The organism is Phenylobacterium sp. (assembly GCF_030651755.1).
In the GTDB taxonomy this organism is placed as follows: Bacteria; Pseudomonadota; Alphaproteobacteria; order Caulobacterales; family Caulobacteraceae; genus Phenylobacterium.
Genome location: NZ_JAUSBZ010000019.1, coordinates 1 through 5,045 on the forward strand (window position 1 = coordinate 1; position 5,045 = coordinate 5,045).

The 5,045-nt window shown below is 68.0% G+C and carries 3 protein-coding genes; all 3 read right to left on the bottom strand.

The annotated features are described in order from the left end of the window. Positions 1–58 precede the first annotated feature (58 nt). The gene (locus Q7V15_RS01650; protein WP_304753294.1) at positions 59–469 is read right to left on the bottom strand and encodes an OsmC family protein; all 411 of its coding nucleotides are present in this window, start codon (positions 467–469) and stop codon (positions 59–61) included. A gap of 85 nt (positions 470–554) precedes the next feature. Beyond that, the gene (locus Q7V15_RS01655; RefSeq protein ID WP_304753295.1) at positions 555–3,110 is read right to left on the bottom strand and encodes an ATP-binding protein; all 2,556 of its coding nucleotides are present in this window, start codon (positions 3,108–3,110) and stop codon (positions 555–557) included. Between the two features lie 140 nt (positions 3,111–3,250). Beyond that, positions 3,251–5,045 (bottom strand): aminopeptidase N (gene pepN / locus Q7V15_RS01660; RefSeq protein ID WP_304753297.1); only part of this gene is annotated, 1,795 nt, incomplete at its 5' end.

A 5,045-nucleotide genomic window follows, 5' to 3' on the forward strand; every position in this document is an offset into this window, starting at 1 on the left:
GAGGCGACGGCGAAGGCCGCCGCGATAGTTATAGATCTGCCCGCTGAGCCTTGCCGGCTCAAGCCGACGTCCGCCGGCTGACCCGCCCTTCCAGGGCGGTGGCCCGGGCCACGGTGTTTGAGATCGTCCCGTACTTGCGGACGTTCTTGTGCAGCAATTCAAGGCGCTGGTCGCTCTCGGCGGTGTCCACGATCAGCTCATAGTCGATGGACCTGATCATAGGCGGATTGTCCTGGCGCGCGGCCTTCAACCTGACTTCGACGCCCTGGAGCTCAAAATTCAGAAGCGGGGTGACGCGCTCGATCCCCTTGATCATGCAGGCTGCGACGGCGGCCAGCAGAAGCTCGACGGGGTTGAAGGCGTCCGGACGTCCCTTGAGGTCTGTGTCCAGAACCAGGGTGGCGTCCTTGACTGAGGCAAGGCTCCCGTGGGCGTCGATCCGGCGGGCCGTGATGGCGTATTCAAGCATCCCACCACCCTAGCGGGATACTGTGCGAGGCCTATGCGCCGGATCAATTCTGGCCGATGACGATAACCCTGCCGTTCGCAGCGCCTCAGGCCGCGGCCCCCGTGCGCCGGACGGGGGCTTGCTGGGGCTCGCTTTGCCGGACCGGGAGGGAGAAGCCCACCGTTGTGCCCTCGCCAGGCGCGCTCTGGATGTCCAGAGCCCCGCCGTGCATCTCCACAAGAGATTTGGTGAGGGCCAGACCCAGGCCCGTGCCTTGTTGGGTCTTGGAGTGCTGACTCTCGATCTGCTCGAAGGGACGGGCGAGCCTCGCCAGATCATCCGGCGCGATGCCAATCCCGGTGTCCTTGACGCTGATACGGACCCGTTCGCCCAGGGGATCGGGACGCGCATCGGCCCTGACGGTGACCCGGCCGCCGCGGGGGGTGAATTTGATGGCGTTGGAGAGCAGGTTGAGCAGCACCTGCTTGATCGCCCGATAGTCCGCCTCGACTTCCGGCAAATCCCGGGGGAATTCCAGCTCCAGCGCCAGGCCGGCGCTGTCGGCGCGATTGCGGATCAACCGGGCGGCGTCCTCGACCACGTCCTCCAGGGTCAGGGGCTCGAACTTCAGGTTCATCTTGCCGGCTTCGATCTTCGACATGTCGAGAATGTCGTTGATCAGGGCCAGCAGATGCTGGCCCGAGGAGAGAATGTCGCCGCAATATTCTTTGTAGCGAGGGTCTCCAAGGGGGCCGAACATTTCCCCGACCATGATCTCTGAGAACCCGTTGATGGCGTTCAGCGGGGTTCGCAGTTCGTGGCTCATATTGGCGAGGAATTCGCTCTTGGCGGTGTTGGCGCTTTCAGCGCGAACCTTCTCGGCCTCGTACTTGCGGGCCAGCTCTGACAACTGCTCCTGGCTGCGCTCGAGGCTGACGACGGCTTTCTGGAGCGCCTCTTCGTTGACCCGCCGGGCCTCTTCCTGGGTCTTGATGGCGGTGATGTCGGCTGCGGTCATGACCAGCCCGCCTTCGGCGGTGCGACGCTCGGAGATCTGGATCCACCGGCCGTCGTTGAGCTCGGCCTCCCGGACTCCGCGCTGTCCGTCGGCAGCCGGGGCTTCGCGCTTGATGGCCAGGCGGGCGAAGCGATTGACCTGGTCGCGGGCGGCGCCGGGCTTGAGCAGGCGGGCTTCCAGGGAGAAGACGCTGCGATAGTTGCGGTTGCACATCAGAAGCCGACCGTGACGATCCCACAGCACGAAGGCTTCCGAGACGCTCTCGATGGCGTCCCGAAGGCGGTTTTCGGCGGCCTGGGCGCGCGCCTGGGCGATGCGCTCCTCGGTGACGTCCAGGGCGACCCCGATGATCCGGGCGAATCCACCCTCAGGGGCGCGGCCAAAGGCCTGGCCCCGGGCGTCGATCCACAGGGGCCGCTCCCCGGCCTCCCCGGGCGCCCGAAAGGAGACGTCGAAGGCGCCATAGAGGGCGGCCGACGACAGGGCCTGGCGCACCCGCTCGCGATGTTCGGGGGACACCCGGTCCAACACATCCTGGCCACCGACGACACCGCCGCCCCCCCAGCCGAGCATGCCGCCGGTGACATCGGACAGAAACACCTCGTCGGTGGTCAGGTCCCATTCCCAGATGCCGCACCGCGCGGCCTCCACCGCCATGCGGAAGCGCTGCTCACTGTCATAGAAGGCCTGCTGGGCGGCCTCGACCTTGCGGCTCTGAGTGAAGAGCAGCAGTCCCAGGAGGAAGGCGACCCCGAGGGGGATGAGCACCCAGCCCAATTGCTCCTGGGCTGCGAGCATCTCCAGCGGATCGGCGTCGGCGCCGACCAACACCAGTAGAGCGCCGTCGGCCGCCGGATGGCTGGCGACCTGCAGGCTGGCCCCATCGGGACTCCTGGCCCGGGTCAGCCGTCCCGGCCGCAGTTCCCCGGGGGTTAATTCAAAGGCTGCGCTCAAGCTGTCGGCCTCGGCGACGCCGCCCGCGCCTGTGGCCGAGATGATCTGACCGCGGGCCGAAGCGATGGCCGCGGGCCGCGCGTCGCCCAGCAGAGCGGACAGCCGAGTCGGGTCGGCGACCACCAGGATGGTGCGCCGTCCTGCGGAGGTGGAGGCCGTCGTCGCCGTGATCAGCCGCAACGGGGCGGCCTGGGCGTCGACGCCCACCCCGTACCAGATGTTGCTCTGATCCCGTTCGGCTTGGGCGGCCAGGGCGTTCCAGTCCAGACTTGCGGCCTCGCCTGTGACGGCCAGCACCTCTGAGCCACCAAGCACGACAACGGCGCTGGCCGCGCCGGCCGCCACCTTCAGGCCCGTTTCGGCCGCCTCGAGGGGGCTGTCGGGTCGTGCCTCAAGTCGTTCGCGGGCGGCGAGAAGACCGCCGCGCAGGGTGGCGGTTTCGGCCTCGAGGCGGGCCGCCAGGGCTTGGGCTTGTCCCGGCAGGACGATTCCAGGCTGGCTCGCGCTGGTCGGTTCGCTCTGGATGCGGGCCACGGCGAAGGCGGTGTAGACGGCCATCAGCAGCAAGGTGGTCAGGATGGCCAGCCGTGCGAAGGCGAAGGTCGGCGGCGGCCGGGAGCCTGGACTCTCCTCCCCACCGCGCCGCCGACCCTGGGTCTGAGCCGCGCTTCTACGTCCGCGTCCGGCCAAGCCCGCCGCTCCTTGCCCTCAAAACCGAGTCACCCGCCAACCGGAGTCTAGGCGGGCGGAGTCGCCGCGTCACGAGTCATACGGTCGCGCCTGTCGCGATCATGTGGTCGGCCGCCCGCCCCCATGGACAAACGCCGACCTCAGTCCTCAGCCAGGGCCCGCGAGGCGAGCTCATAGACGTTCTTGGACAGCCCCTCGTGGCTGACGATCCGTTCCAGTTCGTCGCGCATCTGGGCGCCCAGTTCGGACCGGTAGCGCCGCCAGCCGCCCAGGGGTTCGAGCAGACGGGCCGCGGTCATCGGGTTGTAGCCGTCCACCGACAGGATCTGATCGGCCAGGAACCGGTAACCGGCGCCGCTGGGGTCATGGAACCGCACCGGATTGCCCGCTGCGAATGTGCCCACCAGGGCTCGTAGTCGGTTGGGGTTCTTCGCGTCAAAGGCCGGATGGGCGGTCAGGCCGAGAACCCGCCCAAGGGCGCCTTCGTCCGGCGCTCGGGCCTGCAGAGCGAACCACTTGTCGATGACCAGGGGCTCAGACTTCCAGCGCTCATAGAAATCGGCCAGGGCCTTTTCGAACGGCTCGCCGCCGATCTGCATCAGGGCCGACAGGCCGCCCATGGCGTCGGTCATATTGCCGGCGGCCTCATAGTGGCCAAAGGCCCGCTCGGCGTTCTCCGCGTGGGGATCGGCGGCAAGAATATCGAGCGCCATATTGCGCAGGGCTCGACGGCCGGCGCCCGCCGCGTCGGTGGTGAACTCGCCCAGGTCCTGCAGGCCGGTGTGGAGCCGACCGAGGTCTTCAGCCAGATGAATGGCCAGCCGGGCGCGCAGGATGTTGCGGGCCAGGTGAATGGCGCCCGGGTCGGCCGGCTGCTGGGCGAGCGCCAGCTCAGCCTCGCTGGGCAGGGAGAGCAGCAAGGCCTTGAAGGCCGGATCGGCCGCCTGGTCGGACAGGGCCCGGCCGACGGCCTCGGCATAGCGTTCCTCGCCCACCTCATCCGGTGCGCCGGCGCTGCGGGCCAGCATCAGGTCCCGGGCCAGGTCCTGGCCGGCCTCCCAGCGGTTGAACAGGTCCGGATCGGCGGCGAGCTGGACATAGCGGTCCTTGGGCGCAGCGTCCGTGGTCAGGACCACCGGGGCGGAAAAGCCGCGCAGGGCCGAAAGCACAGGCTCGCTCTCGATCCCGGTGAGGGTCAGACTGACCTTGGCCTCGTCCAGAACGACAATCGTTTCGTCCACCGCCTGGCCCTCCCGTTCGAAGGCCAGGGTGCGCCCCTCGGAGTCCAGCAGGCCCAGACGGACCGGGATGGGCAGGGGCTTCTTGCTGGCCTGGCCAGGCGTCGGCGGGGTGGTCTGGGTGAGGTCGAGCTTCAGGGTCTGGGCGGCGGGGTCATAGGTGCGGCGGATATCGACCCGCGGCGTGCCGGCCTGTTCGTACCAGTCAAAGAAGTTGGTCAGATCCTGGCCAGACGCCTCGGCAAAGCACGTGATGAAGGCCTCCACCGTTGTGGCGTGGCCGTCCCACCGGTCGAAATAGAGGTCCATGCCCTTCCGGAAAGCCTCGGCCCCGATCAGGGTCTTGAGCATGCCGATGACCTCGGAGCCCTTCTCGTAGATGGTCGCGGTGTAGAAGTTGTCGATCTTCAGATAGCTCGACGGCCGCACCGGATGGGCCAACGGACCCTGGTCCTCGGAGAACTGGCGGGCGCGCAGGGCCTTCACGTCCTTGATCCGCTGGACGGCGGCGCCGCGCATGTCGGCCGAGAAGCTCTGGTCTCGGAAGACGGTCAGGCCTTCCTTCAGGCACAGCTGGAACCAGTCGCGGCAGGTGATGCGATCGCCGGTCCAGTTGTGGAAGTACTCGTGGGCGACGACGCTCTCGATCCGCTCATAGTCGAAGTCGGTGGCGGTCGCCTGATCGGCCAGCAGGAGC

Excerpts from the sequence above, each read along its gene's own strand:
- Q7V15_RS01650 (WP_304753294.1), bottom strand. The coding sequence starts at position 469 with ATGCTTGAATACGCCATCACGGCCCGCCGGATCGACGCCCACGGGAGC.